At 45.1% G+C, this 22305-nt stretch carries 17 protein-coding genes and 1 pseudogene; 5 read left to right on the top strand and 13 right to left on the bottom strand.

Annotation, left to right across the window (positions count from 1 at the left end):
• Positions 1 to 177: 177 nt before the first annotated feature.
• On the bottom strand, positions 178 to 2394 hold the full coding sequence (locus B5F91_RS00085; RefSeq protein WP_087427099.1) for a RelA/SpoT family protein: 2217 nt from the start codon (positions 2392 to 2394) through the stop codon (positions 178 to 180).
• Positions 2395 to 2515: 121 nt separating this feature from the next.
• On the opposite strand from B5F91_RS00085, the gene B5F91_RS00080 reads away from it, so the two are divergent.
• Positions 2516 to 4039 (top strand): DUF4301 family protein, encoded by a 1524-nt coding sequence (locus tag B5F91_RS00080; protein WP_087427098.1) that lies wholly within the window; start codon positions 2516 to 2518, stop codon positions 4037 to 4039.
• Between the two features lie 477 nt (positions 4040 to 4516).
• Entirely contained in the window at positions 4517 to 7174 is a 2658-nt protein-coding gene (locus tag B5F91_RS00075; RefSeq protein WP_087427097.1) for an AAA family ATPase, read from the top strand.
• Positions 7175 to 7289: 115 nt separating this feature from the next.
• On the opposite strand, the gene lepA is transcribed toward B5F91_RS00075, so the two are convergent.
• The 12 genes and pseudogenes from lepA to B5F91_RS00020 form a co-directional block, all read right to left on the bottom strand.
• Complete coding sequence (lepA, locus tag B5F91_RS00070) at positions 7290 to 9071, bottom strand: translation elongation factor 4 (RefSeq protein ID WP_087427096.1); 1782 nt, start codon at positions 9069 to 9071, stop codon at positions 7290 to 7292.
• A gap of 128 nt (positions 9072 to 9199) precedes the next feature.
• Positions 9200 to 10324 (bottom strand): bifunctional histidinol-phosphatase/imidazoleglycerol-phosphate dehydratase HisB, encoded by a 1125-nt coding sequence (gene hisB, locus B5F91_RS00065; RefSeq protein ID WP_087427095.1) that lies wholly within the window; start codon positions 10322 to 10324, stop codon positions 9200 to 9202.
• A gap of 157 nt (positions 10325 to 10481) precedes the next feature.
• Entirely contained in the window at positions 10482 to 11522 is a 1041-nt protein-coding gene (hisC, locus tag B5F91_RS00060; RefSeq protein ID WP_087427094.1) for a histidinol-phosphate transaminase, read from the bottom strand.
• Positions 11523 to 11663: 141 nt separating this feature from the next.
• On the bottom strand, positions 11664 to 12938 hold the full coding sequence (hisD, locus tag B5F91_RS00055; protein ID WP_087427093.1) for a histidinol dehydrogenase: 1275 nt from the start codon (positions 12936 to 12938) through the stop codon (positions 11664 to 11666).
• 12 nt (positions 12939 to 12950) lie between these two features.
• A complete protein-coding gene (gene hisG, locus B5F91_RS00050) occupies positions 12951 to 13802 on the bottom strand; it encodes an ATP phosphoribosyltransferase (protein ID WP_087427092.1) in 852 nt (283 codons plus the stop codon).
• 247 nt (positions 13803 to 14049) lie between these two features.
• The gene (locus tag B5F91_RS00045; protein ID WP_087427091.1) at positions 14050 to 15516 is read right to left on the bottom strand and encodes a tetratricopeptide repeat protein; all 1467 of its coding nucleotides are present in this window, start codon (positions 15514 to 15516) and stop codon (positions 14050 to 14052) included.
• A gap of 192 nt (positions 15517 to 15708) precedes the next feature.
• Positions 15709 to 17451: a glutamine--tRNA ligase/YqeY domain fusion protein gene (locus tag B5F91_RS00040; protein WP_087427090.1), complete on the bottom strand. Its 1743-nt coding sequence runs from the start codon at positions 17449 to 17451 to the stop codon at positions 15709 to 15711.
• A 127-nt stretch (positions 17452 to 17578) separates the two neighbouring features.
• The gene (locus B5F91_RS00035; RefSeq protein ID WP_087427089.1) at positions 17579 to 18187 is read right to left on the bottom strand and encodes an HU family DNA-binding protein; all 609 of its coding nucleotides are present in this window, start codon (positions 18185 to 18187) and stop codon (positions 17579 to 17581) included.
• A gap of 237 nt (positions 18188 to 18424) precedes the next feature.
• A pseudogene (locus B5F91_RS00030) lies at positions 18425 to 18754 on the bottom strand (Fic family protein); the annotation flags it as partial.
• Between the two features lie 10 nt (positions 18755 to 18764).
• Positions 18765 to 19511 carry an HNH endonuclease gene (locus B5F91_RS00025; RefSeq protein ID WP_087427087.1) on the bottom strand — a complete coding sequence of 249 codons (747 nt, stop codon included), beginning with the start codon at positions 19509 to 19511 and terminating at the stop codon, positions 18765 to 18767.
• Between the two features lie 19 nt (positions 19512 to 19530).
• Positions 19531 to 19692: a hypothetical protein gene (locus B5F91_RS15075; protein WP_158099867.1), complete on the bottom strand. Its 162-nt coding sequence runs from the start codon at positions 19690 to 19692 to the stop codon at positions 19531 to 19533.
• A gap of 272 nt (positions 19693 to 19964) precedes the next feature.
• On the bottom strand, positions 19965 to 20564 hold the full coding sequence (locus tag B5F91_RS00020; protein WP_087427086.1) for a HaeIII family restriction endonuclease: 600 nt from the start codon (positions 20562 to 20564) through the stop codon (positions 19965 to 19967).
• A gap of 192 nt (positions 20565 to 20756) precedes the next feature.
• Here B5F91_RS00020 and B5F91_RS00015 point away from each other — a divergent pair, with 192 nt between their 5' ends.
• The 3 genes from B5F91_RS00015 (at position 20757) to B5F91_RS00005 (ending at position 22213) form a co-directional block, all read left to right on the top strand.
• Positions 20757 to 21263, top strand: a complete 507-nt coding sequence (locus B5F91_RS00015; RefSeq protein WP_087427085.1) for a very short patch repair endonuclease — start codon at positions 20757 to 20759, stop codon at positions 21261 to 21263.
• 36 nt (positions 21264 to 21299) lie between these two features.
• Complete coding sequence (locus tag B5F91_RS00010; RefSeq protein WP_087427084.1) at positions 21300 to 21869, top strand: plasmid pRiA4b ORF-3 family protein; 570 nt, start codon at positions 21300 to 21302, stop codon at positions 21867 to 21869.
• A gap of 161 nt (positions 21870 to 22030) precedes the next feature.
• Positions 22031 to 22213, top strand: coding sequence for a hypothetical protein (locus tag B5F91_RS00005; RefSeq protein WP_144025028.1), 183 nt, complete (start codon positions 22031 to 22033; stop codon positions 22211 to 22213).
• The last annotated feature ends 92 nt before the right edge of the window (positions 22214 to 22305 follow it).

The following is a 22305-nucleotide window of genomic DNA, read 5'->3' as shown; positions in this document are numbered from 1 at the left end:
TTTAAAGGTTGTTTATTAGTAGGTTAATTATCTTCGTGAGCCAAAGTTATAAAGAAATCTTGAAAAATAAATATGTTTAGAAGTAAATTTCATTTCGTCTCTTTAAAATATGAATGTTTGTAATTTGCCAATGATGTAATCAATTTAGTGGAAGCAGAGTCGTGCGTTGCGTTTTGATTACCCGCGGCTCACTTGTTTTACGCCTTTCACGGTCTTCAGCTTGCGGATAAGGGCTTCCAATTTGGCGGTATCGTCTATCATCACCGTAAGCATGCCCGAAAAAAGGCCGTCGTTCGAATCAATGCTGATGGAACGGAGCAGGATGTTGTCTTCCTTATTGATGATGGACGTGATGTTGGTCACGATGCCGATATCGTCATGCCCCACGATGCGTAGCGTAATCGGATATTGTTTGCCCTGGCTCTTGCCTGCCCAGCGGGCACGCACGATGCGGTAAGGGAAGCGGGCTTTCAGTTCGGGTGCGTTGGGACAGTCCGAGCGGTGTATCTTGATGCCTCCCGATATGGTGACAAAGCCGAACACTTCATCGCCGTAGATAGGGTTGCAACACCGTGCTAATTTGAAGTCGATGCCTTTCAGGTGCTGGTCGATGACCAATACATCGTCCTTGTAGGGATTCTTTTCCTCTTGCGCTTGCTGCATGTTGAACCCTTCGGCACTGCGGTACGTCACGTCTTCGTGCTGTTCGGTTTCCCGCTTTTGCATCTCCACGTAGCGGTCTATCAGGGTGTTCACGTCGGTGGTTTCGTTGGCAATGCTTTGGTAGAAGTCGGTCACGGTCTTGAAACCCGATTTCTTGATGAGGCGCATCAGGATGGCTTCGTCATAGTCTATCTTGCGGTTCTTGAATTTGCGCTCTAAGGTTTCGCGGGCAAATTCGGTCTGCCGTGCCACTAATTCCTTCAGTGCCTGGCGTATCTTGGTGCGTGCCTTCGAAGTGGTGACAAAGTTCAGCCAGTCACGCTTGGGCGTTTGGGTGGCGGATGTCATGATTTCCACTTGGTCTCCGCTATTCAAGGTGTGGCGGAGTTGGACGTTGCGCCCGTTCACTTTGGCTCCCACGCACCGACATCCCAAATTGGAATGGATGGCGAAGGCAAAATCGAGCACGGTAGCTCCTTGGGGCAACTTGTAGAGGTCGCCTTTGGGGCTGAACACGAATACCTCGTCTTTGTAGAGGTCGAGCTTGAACTGGTCGATGGTCTCGGTGTCTCCATCGGCGTTCTCCAAGGTCTCGCGGATGGAGTTCAGCCATTCGTCCAGTCCGGTTTCCCCCTTGATGCCTTTGTACCTCCAGTGCGCGGCAAGTCCTTTTTCGGCTATTTCGTCCATGCGCTCGGTGCGTATCTGCACTTCCACCCATTTGCCTTCGGGACCCATTACGGTGATATGGAGCGACTCGTATCCGTTGCTTTTAGGTACAGAGAGCCAGTCGCGGAGGCGTTTGGGATTGGGCAGATACATATCGGTCACGATGGAATACACCTGCCAGCATTCTTGCTTTTCCTTGTCGAGAGGTGAATCGAGGATGATGCGGATGGCAAACAGGTCATACACGCCTTCGAAAGGGCATCCCTGCTTTTTCATCTTTTGGTAGATGGAATGGATAGACTTGGTACGCCCCTTGATGTGGAATTTCAGCCCGCTTTCCTCTAACTTCCGTTTCACCGGCTCGATGAAGGCTTCGATGTAGCGGTCGCGTGCCGCCTTGGTGGCGTTCAGCTTGTCCTTGATGTGGTAATACACATCGTGTTGGGTATATTTCAGGGATAAGTCCTCCAACTCCGATTTCAGCTTATACAGCCCTAATTTGTGTGCCAACGGGGCATAGAGGTAAGCCGCTTCGTTCGACACTTCCTGCCGTGCCTCTTCGTTGGGGTTGTCCTTGATTTGGCGCATGATGTTCACGCGGTCGGCTATCATGATGAGGATGACGCGCATGTCTTCGGCAAAGGAAAGAAGCAGGTTGCGGAAGTTCTCCGATTCGATGGTCGGGTTTTTCTCGTAAAGCTCGTTTATCTTGACCAGCCCGCGGATGATGCCCGCCACGTCTTCCCCATACATCTGCTGGACGGATTCTAATGTACATAAGTGGTATTTCACCGATTCGTGGAGCATGATGCCCAAGATGGAAGCCCGGCGCATGCCGATTTCTTCCGCCACGATAACGGCGGTCTGCATGTCCTTGATGATAGGGTTCATCCCGAATGCGTTGCGGGGTATTGTTCCTCCCGACATGGCTCCGATGAGGTGCTGCTTCAGGTGATGGCAATCCTCTTTTTGCAACGTGTCGCCCGATTGGCGCAACAAACGCCGGTAGAGCGAGAGGAGTTGGCTATGTTCTTGCGGTGTGAAAAATGCTTGCTCTTCCATAATGTTTAAATTTAACCGTAAAATTACTTTTTTTCTTTATTATCCATGCATAATTTGCGGATTTTTTATATTTTTGGGGTGTAATCGGTTAAGGATTATTCATTACTTAAATTTATCATATATGTTAACACGCGAAGACAAAGAATTGTTGGAAAAGAAAGGAATTTCCGAAAAACAGATTGAAGAACAGTTGGCTTGTTTTGAGAAAGGGTTTCCTTTCTTGCGCTTGGCGGGAGCCGCATCCGTAGAAAACAACGGCATTATGGTGGCAGACGAAGCGATGCAGAAAATGTATTTGGCTGCATGGGACGCTTACAAGGACGGCGACCGGAAAATCGTGAAGTTCGTTCCGGCTTCGGGAGCGGCGAGCCGTATGTTCAAGAATATGTTCGAATTTTTAGGAGCGGATTATGACGTGCCTACCACTGATTTCGAAAAGAAATTCTTCGACCATATTCACAATTTCGCTTTCTACAACGACTTGAACGCGGCTTGTATGGACAATACGGGCAAGAACATTGATGCCTTGTTGGAAGAAAAGAACTACAAGGCGGTGGTTTCGAACTTGCTTGAAGCGGCAGGGCTGAACTACGGCTCGCTTCCGAAAGGTTTGCTCAAGTTTCACCGCTATGCCGACGGGGTACGCACTCCGTTAGAAGAACATTTGGTGGAAGGCGCGCTTTATGCCGCAGGAAAGACAGGCAAGGTAAATGTGCATTTCACCGTATCTGCCGAACACCGTGCGCTTTTCGAAAAGTTAGTTGACGCCAAGGTGAGCGAATATGCCCAAAAATACGGTGTGGAATACAACATCTCGTTCTCCGAGCAGAAACCCAGCACCGACACGATTGCCGCCGATATGGAAAACAAGCCCTTCCGTGACGATAAGGGCAAGCTGCTCTTCCGTCCGGGCGGACACGGAGCGTTGATTGAAAACCTGAACGACCTGGACGCCGACATCGTGTTTATCAAGAACATCGACAACGTGGTCCCCGACCGTTTGAAAGCCGACACCGTAACTTACAAGAAACTCATCGCCGGTGTATTGGTGACTCTCCAGAAGCAAGCGTTCGATTACCTGGAATTGTTGGATAGCGGGCATTACAGCCACGAACAACTGGAGAACATCATCCGTTTCGTCCAGCAACAATTGCGGTGCCGCAAGGAAGACATCAAGGATATGGAAGACGCCGACCTCGTTATCTACCTGCGCAAGAAGCTGAACCGTCCGATGCGTGTATGCGGCATGGTGAAGAACGTGGGCGAACCGGGCGGAGGACCGTTCTTGGCATACAACCCCGACGGAACCGTATCGCTCCAAATCTTGGAAAGCTCGCAAATCGACATGAAAGACCCCGAAAAGAAAGCGATGTTCGAACAAGGCACGCACTTCAATCCGGTAGACTTGGTTTGCGCCGTACGCGATTACAAGGGCAATAAGTTCAACCTGACGGCGTATGTAGACAAGGCGACAGGCTTCATCTCCTACAAGTCGAAGAACGGAAAAGACCTGAAAGCCCTCGAACTTCCGGGCTTGTGGAACGGCTCGATGAGCGACTGGAGCACGGTATTCGTAGAAGTGCCCCTCAGCACCTTCAATCCGGTAAAGACCGTAAACGACTTGTTGCGTGAGCAGCATCAGTAAACGTTTTATCAGTTGATAATTGATAGTTTATAGTTGATATGCCGGCTAAACTATCAATTATCAACTATGTAAATTCTATACTTGGTTTAGCTTTAATTGTTTGATTAGTAAGAGTGTTTACGAACATTCTTATTTTTTTGTCTATAAATTGTGTCTGTTTTTTGAAAATTCTAAAAAGAGTTGTATCTTTGTGACATCTTAAAGAATTAAAGACTTTTCGATTTTACTATCAATCATAATATTCAAGAAAGATGATGTCGATAATCAAAGAAAAACAATGTGGAAGCACTTTACGAGGTTCTTGCTTAGGCAGGAGCGTTGCAAAGTAGCGTTTGTTGTGTTCTTTGATTTATTGTACATATTCGGGTAATTTGTGTCTTTAAGCAAAATGTATTTTTTGTATTCTTTTGCGTATGCAATTAAGTTGTATATGCGCTTTATTCTTGTTTATTATTCACTTAAAAAATAGTTATAATTATGATTGATGATATAGAAAAAGAAGAGTTGGTTTCGGGTCACGAATTTGATAAAGCTTTAGAAGAATTTTTGTCATCTCATTCTGATTCGGATGTAGTGAAAACATCTGAAACGATGATTTGTTATCGGGAAGGGGAAACAGAATATGAAATGCCGGAAGGGATTCTTCCTGCTGCATATACATTCGGTTCTGCCGAATTGAATTTAGACGGTACGGATGTGCTGGATGAGGCAACTCATTTTAAGACAAGCTTACATAAGTACCGGAGTGATGCTTTTTTCTATTTGATGTTTGACCAGATAGAAAAAGCGGCTTTTTGTAACGGTGAACTTGCTCAGGTGTTTCTCTATAAAAAAGGAAGAAGCAAGGCTTTGATTCAGGAAAGTTATGAACCCAATGAAAGCGGAATTTATCTAGATATGTCTGATTTGCTAGGAGGTTTGTGCCCAGGAGATTATTTTATCTTGTTGAATAATTTAGCTCCGGTTCCTTCAGATACTCGTTTTGAACAAATCGGTAATAATTATCGGTTTTGTTTTTCGCTTTTGCCTGACGGAGGAAAAGTTTCTCATCCGCGCATCCGGAGTATGGAAGTGGAACGTGAAGCGGGAGAATCGGTTGGCATGTCAGGCAAACTTATGCTTTCGCTGAGTATTTCCAGAGCTTTGAATATGCACGATGAGTTTATGGCGTATTGCTATGACAATTCTTATTGCCTGATGGATAAGATTTCGGTTACGAAAAGAAACGGTTCCCCGGCAAAACGGAAAATTGACTTTGTTTTCGATTCTCCGTTTATGTGGATGCCTGACCGGTATCTTTGTCTGATAGCCCATAACGGAGAACCGTTTTATAAAGTATCTTTTGAATTGGATTGTAACGGGAAGGCTGTTTGTTATGGGGAAAATATCCAGAAAAACCTTCCAGATTATGCCTTGATGAATTACTTGGAAGTGAGAAAAGAATATCTTTCTTCTTGGAGTATGCTTCGGAGAGTCATGGGCTTTGCTTCGCTAAAGCATAAAGTTATGGAATGTTTTCAAGCCCAAGTATTTGATTGTCTGCGTGAAGATAACGGACTGTTTCCAATAACCCGAAATATGAATTATGTATTTATTGGAGAGGAAAGGGCAGAGACACAACAGGTTTTAGACCACTTTGCGTATTTGCTTTGCCAACCGAAAGATTTCCATTATTTGGATATAGAATATTTGGCTGAGCCTAAAAATGCTGCTGAACTTTGCGGGGAAATGCCAGATGCATTAGATAAATGTAAGGAAGGTATAGTTTGCCTGACTCGGATAGCCCCTTTGTTGGGAGGAAATGGAAGAGCGATTTACCGGTTTTTGAAACGGAAATTGGATGAGGGTTATTGCACGTTTTTTATCCGGGCTACAGAGGCGGAAGCTGTTCAGTTGTTTGATATTTATCCGGCATTGAGGGCTAGTTTTCCAAAAAGCAATCGAATTGAATTGGGTTGTTATACTCCTTCTGATGTGGCACATACCATACAAAAAAGTTTGGAAAATCAACAGCTCTATTTTTCACCCAAAGCTGAACGGTATTTGGCGGACTTGATTATGACTCTGTATCGAAAGGGAGAACTTAACCAATGGGGACAGGAAGAGGCAGAACGTTTTTTGCAAGAATCGGTTTTTCCGTATTTCCAACAGCGTGTGTTGAATTTAGCAAATGTAGATGAAGCTGAAAGGCAAACCGTTTATGCCACGATAGAACCGGAAGATATCCGTTATGAAACGGCAGAAAAAGATGGCTTGTCTTACGGGCAATGTATGAAAGAGCTGGAGGCTATGGTCGGTTTGGTTGATATAAAAAGACATTTGGCTGAAACGTTCAATCATGTTCGCTTCAATCAGCTTCGCAAGCAGATAGGATTGCCGAATAAGGAGGCTGGGATAAACCATTGTGTTTTTATCGGTAGTCCGGGAACCGGAAAGACAACCGTGGCAAAGATGATGGGGAAAATTTATCATGCTATGGGGCTGCTTTCAAAAGGTGAGGTAATTGTTACAGAACGTAGTCGGATAGTCGGACAGTATATTGGGGAAACAGAAAAGAATATGCAGGCTATCTTGAGTCAGGCACAAGGAAATGTCTTGTTTATAGACGAAGCTTATACATTAACTGCAGATCGTGACGGAAAGAAAGATTTCGGTTATCGTGCCATTGAGTGTTTGCTTACCGTATTGGCTCAGCCTAAACAAGATATGATTGTCATTCTTGCTGGATATGAGCAGGAGATGTTGCAAATGTTGGATACCAATCCGGGGTTGAAAGGAAGATTCCCACATGTGTTCCGGTTTGCTGATTATTCGGCGGATGAGCTGATGCAGATAGCCCGGCAGCTTTTGGCGAAAGGGAATTATGTTTTGGAAGGGGAAGCTGCGGAATATTTGTATTCTACTATTTGTGAAACGGTTAATGTGAAAGGAAAAAATTTCAGTAATGCCCGTTGGATAGAGCAATATGTTTGCCATGGGATTTTTCCTGCTATGGCAAATCGGGTTCTTTCTCATGAACTTCCGATTGATTGGGAAACTTGCCGGTTGATTAAAAAAGAAGATGTAGAGTCGGCATACGTCCGGTTTAAATCGATATCCCAATCACCGGTTTCCCGAATTGGTTTTCGGATATAAAAAGGGAGTTTTTTGATGAAAGCCAGTTATTGAAAAGTAATGTCATTCTAGCGACCGTGAGGAGGAAGAATGACATTACTTGTTGATTGGTAAGTTTTATTGATTCTATTAAAAATTAGTCTAACTTCAATACAGCAAGGAAGGCTTTCTGCGGCACCTCTACCGTACCGATTTGCTTCATGCGCTTCTTGCCCCGCTTTTGTTTTTCAAGCAATTTACGCTTACGACTTACGTCACCTCCGTAACATTTTGCCGTTACGTCCTTGCGCACAGCTTTTATGGTTTCGCGGGCAATAATCTTGGCACCGATAGCAGCTTGAATCGCAATCTCGAATTGCTGCCGAGGAATGAGTTCTTTCAATTTTTCACACATGCGACGACCTAATTCGTATGCATTGTCTACATGTGTCAAGGTAGAAAGAGCGTCAACCGGTTCGCCGTTCAATAGGATATCCAGCTTTACTAATTTCGAAGGACGGAACCCCGATGTATGATAATCAAACGAAGCATACCCTTTCGAAATACTCTTCAACTTGTCGTAGAAATCGATGACAATTTCACCCAAGGGCATCTTGTAATGCAATTCCACACGATTCCCAGAAATATAGTCTTGACGTACCAATTCACCGCGTTTTCCCAAGCAAAGGGTCATAATCGGACCGATGTAATCAGTAGTGGTGATGATAGACGCATCAATATAAGGTTCTTCGATGTGGTCTATCAATGTCGGTTCGGGCATACCGCCGGGATTATGAACTTCCTGCACCCCGCCCTGCTTATCATATACCATATAAGACACGTTGGGCACAGTAGTAATAACATTCATATTAAATTCACGGTCGAGCCGTTCTTGTATGATTTCCATGTGGAGCAACCCCAAGAAACCGCACCGGAAACCGAAGCCCAAAGCCAAAGACGATTCGGGTTGGAAAGTCAGAGAAGCGTCATTCAACTGAAGTTTCTCTAATGAAGAACGCAAATTCTCGTAATCTTCCGCTTCGATGGGATATACACCGGCAAAGACCATCGGCTTGACTTCCTCAAACCCTTCGATGGCTTTTTCACACGGACGTTCGATATGCGTAATCGTATCACCGACCTTCACTTCACGGGAGGTCTTGATACCTGAAATGATATAGCCTACGTCTCCGGTACGCAATTCTTTGCGGGGTACTAAATCCATTTTCAACACCCCTACTTCATCGGCATCGTATTCTTTTCCGGTATTGAAGAACTTCACTTTGTCTCCTGTACGGATAATACCGTTTTCTACCTTGAAATAAGCGATGATACCACGGAACGAATTGAATACCGAGTCGAAAATCAAGGCTTGAAGCGGTGCATTCTCGTCTCCCGTAGGGCAAGGAATACGCTCTACTACAGCTTTCAGTATTTCTTCTACCCCCATTCCGGTCTTTCCGGATGCACGGATAATCTCTTCCCGCTTGCATCCTAATAGGTCGATGATTTCGTCTTCCACTTCATCGGGCATGGCACTATCCATGTCGCATTTGTTCATAACCGGAATGATTTCCAAATCGTGTTCCAATGCCATATAGAGATTAGAGATGGTCTGTGCCTGCACCCCTTGCGAAGCGTCTACCACCAACAAAGCTCCTTCACAGGCTGCAATGGAGCGGGACACTTCGTACGAAAAGTCTACGTGACCCGGAGTATCGATTAAGTTCAGAATGTATTTTTCTCCGTTGTATAGATACTCCATTTGTATGGCATGGCTTTTGATGGTTATACCTCGTTCCCTTTCCAAATCCATGTCATCAAGCATCTGTCCTTCCGTAATTTTAATGGTTTGGGTATGTTCCAACAAGCGGTCGGCAAGTGTGGATTTCCCATGGTCGATATGGGCAATGATGCAGAAATTTCGGATATTCTTCATATAGTTTACTTGATTACAGCGTTTTGTGTGCAAAGATAGCGAAAAATGTAAAAGTGACCAAATTTGACGCTTCAATGAAGAATTTCAAGCGGGTGGAGCGATTCTTCATTCTCAAAAATTTTTCATTCTTACAGGCTTCCTTTGCTCGAGGGCACTTCGTAGTGATAGATGTCGCGTCGGATAGCCATTTTGAGGCTTCGGGCGAGGGCTTTGAAGATGCCTTCTATCTTGTGGTGCTCGTTTTCGCCTTCGGCACGGATGTTGAGGTTCATGCGGGCGGAATCGCTCAGCGACTTGAAGAAGTGCAAGAACATTTCGGTGGGCATTTCGCCTATCTTCTCGCGGCGGAACGAGGCGTCCCATACCAGCCAGGGGCGTCCGCCGAAATCGAGCGCCACTTGGCACAGGCAATCGTCCATGGGCAGGCAGTATCCGTAGCGTTCGATGCCCCGCTTGCTTCCCAACGCCTGATAGATGCACTCGCCCAAGGCGATAGCGGTATCTTCTATCGTATGATGTTCGTCTACGTATAAATCCCCTTTCACGCGGATGGTCAGGTCGATGCCTCCGTGTTTGCCTATTTGTTCTAACATGTGGTCGAAGAAGCCTAATCCCGTAGATATGTCGCACGTGCCGTTTCCGTCTAAGTTGATGCGGACATGGATGTCGGTTTCTTTCGTGGTGCGTCGCACTTCGGCGATACGCTCTCCCGCAAAGAGGAATTCCGCAATGCGGTCCCAGTCGGTCGTGGCGAGGGCGCACACGTTTTCCAGTTCTGTATCTTTTAGTATCGAGGTGTCGGGTTGCAACAGGATAGCCCGGCATCCCAAGTTCTTGGCAAGTTCCACGTCGGTAGCCCGGTCTCCGATGACAAAACTCCCCGCAAGGTCGTATTCCTCGTTATGGATATAGCGGGTGAGCATTCCCGTGCGCGGCTTGCGTGTGGGCGCATTGTCTTCGGGGAAGGAGCGGTCGATGCAGATGTCGTCGAAGGTGATGCCTTCGCCGGCGAAGCTCTTCAGCATCAGGTTGTGCACGGGCCAAAAGGTGTCTTCGGGGAACGAAGCCGTGCCCAGCCCGTCTTGATTGGTCACCATCACGAGTTCGAAGTCGAGGCGGGTGTGGATAAAATGCAGGTTGCGGAACACTTTCGGATAGAATTCCAGTTTCTCGAACGAATCGAGCTGGTAGTCGACGGGAGGTTCAATCACGAGTGTTCCGTCGCGGTCGATAAACAGGACTTTCTTTTTCATGCTGCTTCTTTGTTTTTTCACCACAGATTACACAGATTTTATTAATTAATAATTAAGAGTGAATAATGAATAACTGTAGGTGTTTTCTCGGTCGTTATTAACTATTAATTGTTCATTATCAATTAATGAAATCTGTGTAATCTGTGGTGATAAATCATTATTCGGTATAGTTTCTCAATGCTTCCAGTAAGGTGTCGTTTTCAGGACGGGTGCCAACGGTGATGCGGAGGCAATCTTCGCAAAGCGTGACGTTGGAACGGTTTCGCACGATGATGCCTTGGTCTACTAAGTAATCGTAGATGGCTTTCGCATGGGTCACGCGGGTCAGGAAGAAATTGGCATCGGTGGGGAATACCTTCTTGCAACACGAGAGTCGGGCGAAAGCTTCCATCAGGCGCGCGCGTTCTTCTAACAGGGTGCTTACCCAGCGTTGCACTTCGTAATGGCGTTGCATCATGCGCAGGGCTTCTTGCTGGGTGAGGAGGTTGATGTTGTACGGATATTTGATTTTGGTGAATATGCCGATGATGTCGGGCGAAGCGAATGCCATGCCTAAGCGGATAGCGGCGCATCCCCACGCTTTCGAGAATGTTTGGAGGATGATGAGGTTGGGATATTCGTCAAGGATGCCTATAAACGAAGGCTGGCTGGAGAAGTCGATGTAGGCTTCGTCGATGACGACAATGCCTTGAAACGCTTGTAGCAAGGCGATGATTTCCTTGGCATCGAGGTTGTTTCCCGTAGGGTTGTTGGGCGAGCAGAGGAACATCAGCTTGGTGTTCTCGTCCGAAGCCTTGAGCAAATCTTCCGCCTTAAACTGGAAGTTCCCGTCGAGCAACACTTTGCGGTATTCCACGTCGTTGATGTCGGCGCATACTTCGTACATGCCGTAGGTGGGATGGATAGCCACTACATTGTCCACCTCCGGACGGCAAAAGGCACGGAAGAGAAGGTCGATGGCTTCATCGCTTCCGTTTCCCAAGAAGATTTGTTCGGGGTTTACCTTCTTGACGGGTGCTATCAAGGCTTTCAGCTCTTTTTGGAGCGGGTCGGGATAGCGGTTGTTGGGGGTATTATACGGGTTCTCGTTGGCATCGAGGAACACCGATGCCGTCTTTCCGCTATATTCATCGCGTGCCGAAGAATAGGGCTTCAGTGCCCAAATGTTCGGTCGGGTCAATTCTTTTAATGGTTTCATGGGTGTATCTTTATTATATTTAATAGGAGTTATTTTGGGAAGTTAAAAGGAGTTATGCCTTCGGCAGGAGTTAAATGCCAATAGTCTTGTTGCATTGGCTTCTAACTCCCTTTAACTACCTGAAATAACTTCCTTTAACTCCTATAAAAGCCGTACCGTCACGGCATTCTTATGTGCGTCGAGTTGTTCGTTTTCCGCCATTGTTTGGATGGTCGGTCCCAAGGTGCGGATGCCTTCACGGGTGATTTCCTGGAAGGTAATCTTTCGGATGAAGCTATCCAGGCTTACTCCGCTATACGCTTTGGCATATCCGTTGGTGGGGAGGGTATGGTTGGTGCCCGAAGCATAATCGCCAGCACTTTCGGGCGCATACGGACCCATGAATACCGAACCGGCATTGACGACCCGCTCGGCTATATCCCGATAGTCACGGGTTTCGATAATCAGGTGTTCGGGAGCGTATTCGTTCACCATGTCGAGGGCTTCGTCGATGTTCTTTACTACTATTAGCTTGCTCGATTTCAACGATTGCTCGGTAATGGTTTTACGCGGGAGCACGGCAAGTTGGCGTTCCACTTCAGCTTGGGTTTCGCGTAGCAAGGTCTCGGATGTGGTAATCAGGATGGCTTGGCTGTCCACTCCGTGTTCGGCTTGCGAAAGGAGGTCGGATGCCACGAATATCGGATTGGCGGTTTCGTCGGCAAGCACCGCTACTTCCGAAGGGCCGGCGGGCATGTCGATGGCTACATCTCGCAAGGACACTTCTTGCTTGGCTATGGTGACGTATTGGTTGCCCGGACCGAATATCTTATATACCTTGGGCACGCTCTCCGTTCCGTATGCCATGGCGGCGATGGCTTGCACACCTCCGGTCTTGAATACTTTCTTTACGCCCGACGCCTGTGCCGCAAACAGGATGGCAGGGTGTATCTTGCCTTCGCGGTTGGGGGGCGAGCAGAGCACGATTTCCTTGCATCCGGCTATTTGTGCCGGAACGGCAAGCATCAGGACGGTAGAGAACAGGGGAGCCGTCCCGCCCGGAATGTAAAGGCCTACCTTTTCGATGGGAACCGCTTTTTGCCAGCAGGTCACTCCCGGAACGGTTTCCACTTTCTTGCCTTCGAATTTTTGTGCGGCATGGAACGTACGGATGTTTTCCAACGCACGCAGGATGGCTTCCTTCAGTTCGCTCCCGATGGCTTTTCCGGCTTCATCGAATTCTTCCGGGGTCACGAGCAGCGAGCTTAGCTTTACCTTATCAAACTTCTCTTCGTATTCGTAGATGGCACGGTCGCCTTCCGCGCGTACTTTGCCGATGATTTCCTTTACGGCAAGGCGTATGTCTTCGGTATGCAGTGCCGAGCGTTTCAGCAGGTCGCTCCATTTGGCACGTTCAGGATAACGGATGATGTTCATGGTGGTTTGTATTTACAAAATCATTTTTTCGATGGGTAATACCAAGATGCCTTGCGCGCCGAGCGCTTTCAGCTTTCCGATGATTTCCCAGAAACATTTTTGGTCGAGCACGGTGTGTACACTGCTCCAGCCTTCGGTGGCAAGGGGCATAATGGTCGGGCTCTTGATGCCGGGAAGCACTTCGATGATTTCCTGCACCTTATCGGTAGGTGCGTTCATCAATACATATTTCTTGTCTTCGGCGGCTTTTACGGCTTCGATGCGGAACAAGAGTTGTTCGAGAATCTCTTTTTTCTCTTCCGAAAGTCCCGGATAGCCGATAAGCACCGCTTCGCTCTTCATCACTACTTCCACCTCTTTCAGGTTGTTGCTGATGAGGGTAGAGCCGGAGCTTACGATGTCAAAGATAGCGTCGGCAAGTCCGATGCCCGGCGCAATCTCTACCGACCCCGTGATGACATGGATATCCGCCTTGATGTTGTTTTTATCCAAGAAGCTCCGGAGGATGCCCGGATAAGACGTGGCTATCTTCTTGCCCTCGAACCACGAAAGTCCTTCGTAAGGCTCTTCCTTGTGTATTGCTAACGAGAGGCGGCATTTGCTGAATCCGAGGCGGTAGATGATGTCGGCTTTCTCGTTTCGTTCTACAAACTCGTTTTCGCCTACGATGCCGATGTCGGCTACTCCGCTGGCTATGGTTTGCGGAATGTCATCGTCGCGGAGGAAGAGTACTTCTACAGGGAAGTTGCTTGCTTGGGTAAGCAAGGTGCGCTTGGAAGTAGAGATTTTGATGTCTGCTTCGCTTAACAGGGCCATGGTGTCCTCGAACAGGCGGCCCTTTGATTGTACGGCAATTCTTAACATAATTGTATATCGTTTTTTTTATGATTCCTGAAATAAAAAAGGCTTACCGCATTTACGGCAAGCCTTATTATCTTATAAAGAAATTTACACGACCCTTCAGCCCACCGTATGTTTACGTCAGGTAATGATGATGGCGATGTGTAGTGCAATTTCTCATGTCTTCTCGTTTTTATTACTTCGCAAATGTAAAGCATTTATTCGGATTTTCCAAATATTTATCAGAAAAAGTTTATGTTTGCTTTCGATTTTATTTGTTTTCATCTAAATAAGGGGAAGGGTCTAACTTCCCTTGTTGTATTTGCCTGATGATTTCAAAAGCCAGTTTGAAAAATGCTTCGTCTTCTCCGGTCGGGAATTCTTTCTTGTTGTTTGTTAAGAGTTCGGGCATGTAAACTGCCCCGCGTACCAGATACTTGAACATCTTTTCCTGTTGGTTGAGACGGAAATGGCAAAAAGCAATGAAGTAATAGAAGAAAGGGGCTTCAGCGGGATAATCCTGCTCCAATTCTTGATATGTTTCCAATGCTTTGTCGAAATAAGACGTGCGGAAGAACGCATAAGCGATGCCGACAAGTGCTTCTTTAGGGGTAGGACTGAACTGCATGGCATACTTGAAGTTTTTACGGGCTTTCTCCATTTCTTCATACATCAGATGCAATTCCCCTTTAACCAGATAGAGCCGATAGTCGTGATTGTTGAAAGCCAAGCCCATTATAATCGCCTTGGCGCATTCATCGGCCAGGTTGAGGTAGATACATGCCAAGGCACGGCGATAGCATATCTCCGCCCAGTCGAATTCATTTTCCGGCATAGGATATTGCTCAAGCAACTTCTTGCTATATTCCAGCACTTGCTCGAAATTGCCTAAATCGAAATGTACATACATCAGCACGTTCCATATATATCCTTTGTCTTTGGTGTGCGACTCGATATAATCGAAACACTTGAAAGCTTCTTCCGTTTCGCCTTGTTCCAGATAGCAATGGGCTTTCAATTCCCATGCAATCAGATTGGTGTCGTCAATGGCAAGCGCAAAGTCGAGCGCTTCGAAAGCCTGTTCTATTTGGTTCATCCGGATGTGGCACCGGGCTAAGTTCAGCCACGCATCCACGTTATAAGGAAATTCGTCCAGTATGCGGTTGAAGAGCTTGACGGCTTCATCGAAGTTTTCGGACGCATATTGGAAAGAAGCCATCAGTTCGATGGTTTCCGGATTCTCAGGGTCTTCCTTGTATGCTTTCAGCAACCACGGATAAGCCTCGCTTTTCATTTGATAGTCCATGTATAGTTGGGCGATATCGAGCGATGTTTCGATGTGCGGATAATCTTCGTAGCATTGTTCGAATAAGCGTTTTGCTTTTCCGGTATCGTTTTGTATGAGTGCCAGCTCAATATACAATAGCTTGACTTCGTAATCGTTCTGGTCGGGTAAGGAGTATAATAATTGCTGGGCTTCTTGTATTTTCTTGCGGCTGAATAAGGAGTGGCATTTGAAGATTTGTACATCCAGGTTTTCCGGATGTATGCTTAATGCATAGTCGATGGCTTCTTCCGAACTGGTAGGGTCGCCTATACTGGCATAATATTCAGCTATCAATGTCAGTTCTTCGGCTTCGAAATAGACACGGATGCCGTCTTGCATCATTTGTTCGTATTTGGCGAGCGATGCCTTGAATTCCGGTTGGTTGAAAACAGAAGAGGGGTCTTCTTGCATGTTGTGTTTGGGTTTGTTTTTAGATATAGAATCAAAAGTATGAGGTATTTCGAGATAAAATCAGATTATCAAATGTAATGTCATCCTGAGCAAGGCGAAGGATCTCGTATGCGTCAGCTTGTGTATTCGAGATCCTTCACTACGTTCAGGATGACAAAATAAAAGCTAATTTTTATTTTGAGATGACCTCTTTTATTTTTGGCTAATCTTACTCCATGTATCTTTCAACGATACGGTACGGTTGAAGATAAGGTGGCCAGCCGTAGAGTCTTTATCTACCGTAAAATATCCGATGCGTTGGAACTGGAGGTAATCGAGCGGTTTGGCACCGGCAAGGTACTTCTCCACGTAGCATTCGTCCAACACCTTCAGCGAGTCGGGATTAATCATCTCTTTCATGGCTTCCAGTGCCGAGCAGTTTTTCTCTTCGCGGATAGCCGCCATCGCGTCGCGCGGGTTCTCCACCTTCCATAAGCGGTCGTACAGGCGCACTTCCGCCTTCAGGCAATGGTTGCAGCTCACCCAGTGCAGGGTGCCTTTCACCTTGCGGTTGGCTTCGGGCATTCCGCTCTTGGTGTGCGGGTCGTATTCGGCATATACTTCGGTGACATTTCCGTTCTCGTCTTTCTTGCATCCGGTGCATTTCACGATGTACGCGTTCTTCAGGCGCACTTCCTGTCCCGGCGTCATGCGGAAGTATTTCTTCGGCGCGTTCTCCATAAAGTCTTCGCGCTCTATCCAGAGTTCGCGGCTGAACTCGATGGTATGGGTAGGCGAGTTCGGGTCTTCGGGATTGTTGATGGCTTCCATTTCTTCCACCTGTCCTTCGGGATAGTTGGTCAGGATGAGCTTCACCGGATTCAGCACTGCCGACACACGGGTGGAGCGAGCGTTGAGGTCTTCGCGTACCGCGCTTTCCAGCAGGGCGAAATCGTTCAGCGCATCGTAGGTGGTATATCCGATTTTATCTACGAATTTATGGATAGATTCGGGCGAATAGCCTCTCCGGCGGAATCCGCACAAGGTCGGCATACGAGGGTCGTCCCATCCGTTTACCAATCCTTCTTTCACCAATATCAGCAGGTTGCGCTTGCTCAGCAAGATGTAGCTCAAGTTCAATTTGTTAAACTCGTATTGGTGCGGGCGGTTATCGTCCAGGTCCTTGCCTTCTTTCACCCAGTCTACGAACAGGTCGTACAAGGGGCGGTGGGGCACAAACTCCAGCGTGCAGAGCGAGTGGGTCACTCCTTCGAAATAATCGCTTTGCCCGTGGGCGAAGTCATACATCGGGTAGGCTTTCCATGTATCGCCCGTACGGTGATGCGGAGTTTTCACCACGCGGTAGATAATCGGGTCGCGGAAGTGCATGTTCGGGCTTGCCATGTCAATCTTGGCACGGAGCACCATTTTGCCTTCCTCTATCTCGCCCGCGTTCATCTTTTGGAAAAGTTCGAGGCTTTCTTCCACGGGACGGTTGCGGTATGGGCTTTCCGTACCCGGCTGGGTAGGCGTACCCTTTTGTGCCGCTATCTCTTCCGAAGTCTGTTCGTCCACATACGCCTTTCCTTCCTTGATGAGGCGGATAGCGAAGTCCCACAATTGCTGGAAATAATCCGAAGCGTAATATTCATTGCCCCATTGGAAGCCCAGCCATTGGATGTCCTCCTTGATAGACTCTACGTATTCCACGTCTTCCTTCGTAGGGTTCGTATCGTCGAAGCGCAGGTTGCACACGCCTCCGTATTTCTTGGCGATGCCGAAGTCCATGCAGATGGCTTTGGCATGGCCTATATGTAAGTATCCGTTCGGTTCGGGCGGGAAACGGGTTTGAATCCGTCCCCCGTTCTTGCCTTCTTTCAAGTCTTTCTCTACAATCTGTTCAATGAAGTTCAGGCTTTTCTTTTCTGAACTTTCCGTTGTATTCATTTCAGTCATAACGCTTTCTTGTTTTTACACTTATCAGGTTGCAAAAATAGTGATTCTTTTTCTAAATAGAAAATGTTGAGAATAAAATGCATTGATACGGCTACGACATGCGGACGGTAGGGCTAAAAGCGTTTTTTCACGGATGCTTCACATACACCCGGTGAGGCGCGCGCCCTTCGATGTCAATTACATCTGCCTTCACCCACTTATTCAGGTCACGCCAGGCGGTGGTTTTGGGAAGTCCGGTCAGCTCGCCGTATGTTTTCAGGGTGATATATACATGGTCTTCCAAATACGATAGGAGGAGGTTCAGCCTTTCCTCTTCTGAATACGCCTTCGGATTCCGTTGGATTTTTTGCCCGGCAGGTGCACGGAGCACGTTCCCATAGCATTGTTTTGCGAATTTCTTCGAAGCCGTGAGCCGTATTTTGCCGAACTGGATGGACTGGGCATGTATGTCCGAAGGGTCATACACCTCGGTATTAGCTTTGAGCGAGACCGAAGCCGTGCCGATATTCCCTATCTGCACCCGGTATCCGTCCGAAAGAAGATGTGCGGTCCAGTATTCTATCTCGTCCATTACGGCAAGGATAGTCCCCTTGCTCAGTCCCGAATGGTTTGCGATTTTTTCGGTCAGCTTTTCAAACGTAACCGTCCCTTTCGATACAATTTTAGGGTAAAGGCGTGGAGGTTTTTCCTCCGAATTTGCCGAGGGCACAGGCAAGAAATCATAAAGAGCATCCATGATAAAGTAATAAATAAAGGTTTATAATCGGTTTATGGTAGGATTAGTTTTATATTCCACGGCGCGGAACGTACATTCCATGGGCTGGAATATACGTTCCATGGCGTGGAATATACATTCCAGCCCATGGAACATAAAACCAATCCGTCCGTAAAGATAATACAATCCCAAGGCGAAAGCAAGTGTTTGGGGGAGAAAATGGAAAAGTGGATGCGGAGTGCTATTGGGGCAACTTCTTTAGTATGGGATGCGGAAATAGTCCAATAACGCTTTGTATTGGTCTTGTGCCGTTAGGCAAGTGTCTGTCAAATAGCCGTTTATATGTCCCCACTGGCTTAATCTCCGGTAATAGAACATCTTTAGTTCATCGGTGATAATAAACGGGACTTCATTATTGGCAAGGCATTCTTTAAACAGGATAAGTCTTCCCACACGTCCGTTTCCGTCTTGGAACGGATGGATGCGTTCGAAACGGACATGAAAGTCGATGATATCCTCCAATGTCTTCTGTTTCTTTCCGTTATATTCTCGCAAGAGTTCTTTTATCTGTCTGTGTACTTGCTCCGGAGGACAAAAGTTATCCCATGAAACAGTATTCATTGTGATAAGTTAAATAAGTCTTATGTTCTTTGGTTATTTGAGAAAGAGATAAAGAGTCTGTTAATCCTAATATATGACGATCTTCGGAAGATAGGAGTTTCGAATAGACAGCCTTGCCTTTTTGGGGAGTAAATGTCATATATCCTAAATCGAATAGTTTGTCATAATTGGGTAAAAGCAATAAACCGTTGAAGATGTCTAACCGCTCATGGTTTGTTGCATCTTTCCAAGGTTTTATGTGAGAAGCTACTAAGATATCGGTCATGGAGCAGTGGCTAATAGCGCATCCTTGCCAAAATTTTATTAGGCTTTTGCGAAATATTCCTTGTCCTATCCTTGATTGAATTAGTGCTTCTTTTTCTGTTGTTGTTAGTTTTTTATTGATGTTTATATTCTCGATTTCATATAAAATACTGTTTTCATATTGTTTTCGATAATCAGATTTTAAAAAGTTGAGGAACTTACGTAAGCCAGATTTGAAATCTGTTATAGCCTTTGGTGTGGTATACTTGGTACGTTGTAATCTACGAGTGTTTTCTTGTTGCAAAATATATTCAATATCTTCTTCAGTAAGAGTTTCGTCTATTCGATAGAAAGAGGAAAGGTATTTTAATCTTGTGACATAATCAGAACTTGTTTTTGGGGTTATTCCACCATAAGTAATCATATAATGATAAAAATCTGATTGGATATTCCAAAAGTATTTTTCATAATTTGTTCCCATAATATTTTGATTAATAGTATTATTGAATGCTTTCTTTGTTTATTTCATTTATTGCTTGATCCAATTGGGATAATACATTTTGGTATTCTTTTTCTAAATTATTATAGCAGAGGCTTTCCATTTCATTTTGCAATAAACGGTATGCTTCGATTAAAGCTTTTTTAATTAATTCTGTATTCATTTGGTTTTATGGTTTTGTAAAAAACTTGTTGTAATTATTGGCAATATGAAGTACTGCAAAATTAATCAATTTGTCGAATTTAGATTGCTTTTTTCGAAACTATTTATTAAGGAATGTATGGGATGATAGTGTGATGTATGATAATTTTTTGATAGAAATGCTTTACCGCACGAAGATGCAGCCCGGTGAAATCATATCTGTCGAATATGTCTTTAAAATGTATGACGGAACAGTGTAAAGGAGCTGAACCGTTGGATGAAAAACGCAGGAGATTATAACGCTAAGTGTTTATTTCCCAAACAAGTTGAAGTAGTAAGGGTTATAGGTATGCCTATTAGTTCTATATCAAATACCAGTGATGGCTTAATACTGTTTTTTGTGTTATGAATGCGGAAGATGAATTGCCATCCTTTGTTCATATAAAGTTCGATAGTGTTTGGATTGTTCGGTACGAAATCTAAATGGATAAAACGAGTTGGTAAAGACGCAGTGGGGATGATTATAGCAGTCTCTTGCGCTTGGTTTACGGTTCCAAATGTGGCGTGTAAATTGTAAGATCGGATTTGTGTATTCTGTTCTTTATCAATGTAGATAATCTTATAAAAATCATATTTGCCTAACAGGTGTTTGACTAACTTTTTAGGAAGATTTTTCTGTCTTGCATATTGGCGTTTAATTTCATTGATGAACGCTTTTAATAATGGACTATAAATATCTTTTTCTTTATCAGGTAGTTCATTAAAATCTAAAAGTTTATTCGGGCTGTTATTCAGATAATCAAATACGGATTGTATCTTTAAATGAATAGGCTTGCACATGACTAAAAAGTCGTGTTTATTATTCTTTTTTTGTGTGGCATTTTCTTTTGTCATGGGTTTGTTGTGATAAATTTATATCTTTTTTAGATTTTGAGAATCTGAGGTTTTAAAACCTGCATACCTATTGTTTCTTAGGGTAATGATACAACAAAAATATAAAAAACATTCGAATAATGCCGCTTTTCGGTTTATTGTTTTGTTATCTTGCCGGATTTGATGTAACTTTCGGCACAGAAATGATATGTGATGGACAAGCTAACCAAAGAACAACGGCATCGGTGTATGGCTGCTATCCGGGGTAAGGATACCAAGCCGGAGATGATAGTCAGGAAGTATCTGTTTTCACGCGGATTCAGATACAGGCTGAATCATCCCCGGTTGCCCGGACATCCTGATATTGTGTTGCGGAAATACCGGACGGTTGTCTTTGTCAACGGTTGTTTTTGGCACGGGCATGAAGGATGCAGGTATTCGCATTTGCCTCGGACGAATGTTGCATATTGGCAAGCGAAGATAGAGCGGAACAAGGAGCGGGACAAGCGGGAGCAGCGTGAACTGGCGAAGATGGGGTGGCATTGCATTACGGTATGGGAATGTGAACTGAAGTCGGCTGTGCGTGAAAAGACGTTGGAGTCCTTGGCGTACACCTTGAATCATATTTATCTGAAAGACCGTTCCATTGTCCGTTATGAATTGCCTGAAGAAGTTTCAGCTATAGCTGCGGAGCCGGAGCCAGAATATGGAAGGAAATAAAGCTATGTCAGAATATTAATTATAAATACCAGAACCATGACTTACCAATTCAAAATTCAGATTAAGGGCATAACCAAACCGCCTGTGTGGCGGCGGGTATTGGTGCCGGATACGTTTACTTTCCAACAATTTCATTTCTTGATTCAAGAAGTGTTTGGGTGGGAAAACGTGCATTTGTATTCGTTTTCCGAAGAAGTTTATGGCGGTTCTTTCCGCATATCCGAACCGAATGAAATGGATGATTATTCTATCCCTACAAAAGATGCCAGTAAAGTAAAATTGCGTGCTTATTTTGGGAAAGATACTTCAAAGAGTTTGGTTTATTGGTATGATTTTGGGGATGATTGGATGCATATTATCAAATTGGAACTTGTATCCGATGAGGTTCTTTTGCATCCTCGTTGCTTGGCAGGTAAAGGGACTTGTCCGCCGGAAGATTGCGGGGGCGTGGGCGGCTATGAATATCTGAAGGCATTGTTTCGTGAAGATCCGGAGTCGGAGGAGGCTCAAGAGATGCGCGAATGGCTGGGGCTGGAAGAGGACGAGACTTGGGATGCCAATTATTTCAACCTTGAAGAAGCGAACCGGTATTTATCCCAATTGTAGGTAAAAGCTTGAATACTTTTTTGAGGTATTTGCTGAAGTTTTCGGATTTCATTCCTAAAACTAATGGAAAAACAAAAGTTTTAGGAATGGAATCCGAAAACTTTTCTTATATTTGCATGGATAGCATGTGGTAATTATAGATTTAAATGAAATCAATAAGTATGAAAGAGAAATATAAGCTTGTTGAATTGCCAAAAATGATTTCTAGTTTGCAAGATATTGATAATGCAATTCAATATGTGTCTGCTTTAGATGATTTTTCAGATAATATGCTATTCCAATTACAGAAAAGATTGACGGATAAAAATTTAGAAGAAATATTGGAAGATAAGAAACTGTTTTGAATTGATTTAAGAATAATGTTATAGGGCTACATACAATTCAGAATCAGCCGGTCAATTGGAAAAATGTTATATCTTTACAGGTACCAAACAAT

Origin of the sequence: Bacteroides sp. An322 (genome assembly GCF_002161765.1) — a bacterium.
GTDB classification, from domain to species: domain Bacteria; phylum Bacteroidota; class Bacteroidia; order Bacteroidales; family Bacteroidaceae; genus Phocaeicola; species Phocaeicola merdavium.
The sequence above is the reverse complement of the archived record's forward strand: the minus strand, read 5'-3'. Positions and strand labels throughout refer to the sequence as shown.

Excerpts from the sequence above, each read along its gene's own strand:
- B5F91_RS00035 (WP_087427089.1), bottom strand. The coding sequence starts at position 18,187 with ATGGATGCTCTTTATGATTTCTTGCCTGTGCCCTCGGCAAATTCGGAG.
- B5F91_RS15075 (WP_158099867.1), bottom strand. The coding sequence starts at position 19,692 with ATGAATACAGAATTAATTAAAAAAGCTTTAATCGAAGCATACCGTTTA.
- B5F91_RS00040 (WP_087427090.1), bottom strand. The coding sequence starts at position 17,451 with ATGACTGAAATGAATACAACGGAAAGTTCAGAAAAGAAAAGCCTGAAC.
- B5F91_RS00025 (WP_087427087.1), bottom strand. The coding sequence starts at position 19,511 with ATGGGAACAAATTATGAAAAATACTTTTGGAATATCCAATCAGATTTT.
- B5F91_RS00020 (WP_087427086.1), bottom strand. The coding sequence starts at position 20,564 with ATGACAAAAGAAAATGCCACACAAAAAAAGAATAATAAACACGACTTT.
- hisG (WP_087427092.1), bottom strand. The coding sequence starts at position 13,802 with ATGTTAAGAATTGCCGTACAATCAAAGGGCCGCCTGTTCGAGGACACC.
- lepA (WP_087427096.1), bottom strand. The coding sequence starts at position 9,071 with ATGAAGAATATCCGAAATTTCTGCATCATTGCCCATATCGACCATGGG.
- hisB (WP_087427095.1), bottom strand. The coding sequence starts at position 10,324 with ATGAAAAAGAAAGTCCTGTTTATCGACCGCGACGGAACACTCGTGATT.
- B5F91_RS00005 (WP_144025028.1), top strand. The coding sequence starts at position 22,031 with ATGAAAGAGAAATATAAGCTTGTTGAATTGCCAAAAATGATTTCTAGT.
- B5F91_RS00010 (WP_087427084.1), top strand. The coding sequence starts at position 21,300 with ATGACTTACCAATTCAAAATTCAGATTAAGGGCATAACCAAACCGCCT.
- B5F91_RS00045 (WP_087427091.1), bottom strand. The coding sequence starts at position 15,516 with ATGCAAGAAGACCCCTCTTCTGTTTTCAACCAACCGGAATTCAAGGCA.
- B5F91_RS00085 (WP_087427099.1), bottom strand. The coding sequence starts at position 2,394 with ATGGAAGAGCAAGCATTTTTCACACCGCAAGAACATAGCCAACTCCTC.
- B5F91_RS00080 (WP_087427098.1), top strand. The coding sequence starts at position 2,516 with ATGTTAACACGCGAAGACAAAGAATTGTTGGAAAAGAAAGGAATTTCC.
- hisC (WP_087427094.1), bottom strand. The coding sequence starts at position 11,522 with ATGAAACCATTAAAAGAATTGACCCGACCGAACATTTGGGCACTGAAG.
- hisD (WP_087427093.1), bottom strand. The coding sequence starts at position 12,938 with ATGAACATCATCCGTTATCCTGAACGTGCCAAATGGAGCGACCTGCTG.
- B5F91_RS00075 (WP_087427097.1), top strand. The coding sequence starts at position 4,517 with ATGATTGATGATATAGAAAAAGAAGAGTTGGTTTCGGGTCACGAATTT.
- B5F91_RS00015 (WP_087427085.1), top strand. The coding sequence starts at position 20,757 with ATGGACAAGCTAACCAAAGAACAACGGCATCGGTGTATGGCTGCTATC.